Source organism: Rhizobium sp. BK491, from assembly GCF_014194925.1.
In the GTDB taxonomy this organism is placed as follows: Bacteria; Pseudomonadota; Alphaproteobacteria; order Rhizobiales; family Rhizobiaceae; genus Rhizobium.
The window spans coordinates 1-1414 of record NZ_JACIAR010000039.1 but is presented as its reverse complement, the minus strand read 5'-3'; the positions used below and the strand labels follow the sequence as shown (position 1 = coordinate 1414).

General features: G+C 59.3%; 1 protein-coding gene. It reads left to right on the top strand.

Going from position 1 to position 1414, the window contains the following annotated elements:
- Window positions 1-45 precede the first annotated feature (45 nt).
- Window positions 46-1260, top strand: coding sequence for an IS701 family transposase (locus FHX05_RS30205; protein WP_183876553.1), 1215 nt, complete (start codon window positions 46-48; stop codon window positions 1258-1260).
- Window positions 1261-1414 lie beyond the last annotated feature (154 nt).

The following is a 1414-nucleotide window of genomic DNA, read 5'->3' as shown; positions in this document are numbered from 1 at the left end:
CATTACAGTTGCACATTTATCCATGGTCTGAATCTATAGGTCTCCATGATTCGGAGGTCATGGATGATTGGTGCATCAATCGAGACGACGCTGGAGCTTTGGGCATCCTCGCTGCGCGAGGTGAAGGGTCGTATGAGCGGATTGTTTACGCAGGAGCGGGTTGCCGCATCGGCAAACCTTTTTCTGGACGGCTTGCTGGGTGACGAGCGGCGCAAGACGGGATGGATGCGCGCGGAAGCGGCTGGCGACCCCGGTCCGTGGCGGCAGCAGGCGATTTTGGGCCGGGGACACTGGGATGCGGATGCTTTGCGCGACATCGTTCGTGTCTATGCGCTGGAAACGCTGGCCGATGATGATGCGGTGTTGGTGATCGATGAAACTGGTTTTCTCAAGCAGGGCAAGGCGTCGTGCGGGGTCGGTCGGCAATATACTGGATCGGCGGGCAAGATCACCAATTGCCAGATCGGCGTGTTCGCATCCTATGTCTCCCGGCATGGCCATGCCTTCATCGACCGGGTGCTCTATCTGCCGAAAGCCTGGACAGATGACCGGGACCGTATGGCCAAAGCCCATGTGCCCGACAAAGTCGGCTTTCTGACCAAGCCGGCATTGGCGCTCACGATGATCGAGCAAGCGATCGCTTCGCAAGCACCGTTTTCCTGGGTGGCGGCCGACAGTGTTTATGGGGTGGGCGACATTGAGATGGCACTCAAGCGAGCCGCCAAGGGCTATGTACTGGGCGTGAACGCCAACCATCCCTTCAGCTCCTGGGGTAAATCGCTTGCTGTGGCCGGCACGGCGAAGGACATCGCCGAAGCCCTGCCTGAGAACGCCTGGAGACGCCTGTCGGCAGGCGACGGCACCAAAGGCGCACGGTTGCATGATTGGGTGTATCTTGAACTCGCCGATCTCGACGCCGATGTTTTCGACGCGGCATTCCCCGGTATCTGGACACGCGGGCTGCTGATCCGCCGCAACATCGCCGATGGCGATCTTGCTTTCTTCTCCACATGGTGCCCGGTTGGCACGTCCATGGAAAAGCTGGTGACGGTAGAAGGTCATCGTTGGGCAATCGAAGACAGCTTCGAGACCGCCAAGAACGAGCTCGGTCTCGATCACAATGAGACCCGATCATGGCATGGCTGGCATCGCCACGTCTCTCTCGTCATGCTCGCATTCGCTATGCTGGCGGTGATCCGGTACCGCGCCAACGACGCGACGCCCCAAAAAAGACCGAGGATGCCGACCATCAAGATCTGATCCGCTGGTCCGTCCAGGAGATCCGGCGCATCGCCACCAGGCTTGCCAAGCGCCGCATAAAGCCAGCCTACATCATCGCATGGTCATGCTGGAGACGCGCCCATCAGGCTGCCGCTCGACAAGCTCACCTGAAAACCAAAATGCAACTGTAATG

Coding starts and splice junctions, on each gene's coding strand:
- FHX05_RS30205 (WP_183876553.1), top strand. CDS start 46: ATGATTCGGAGGTCATGGATGATTGGTGCATCAATCGAGACGACGCTG.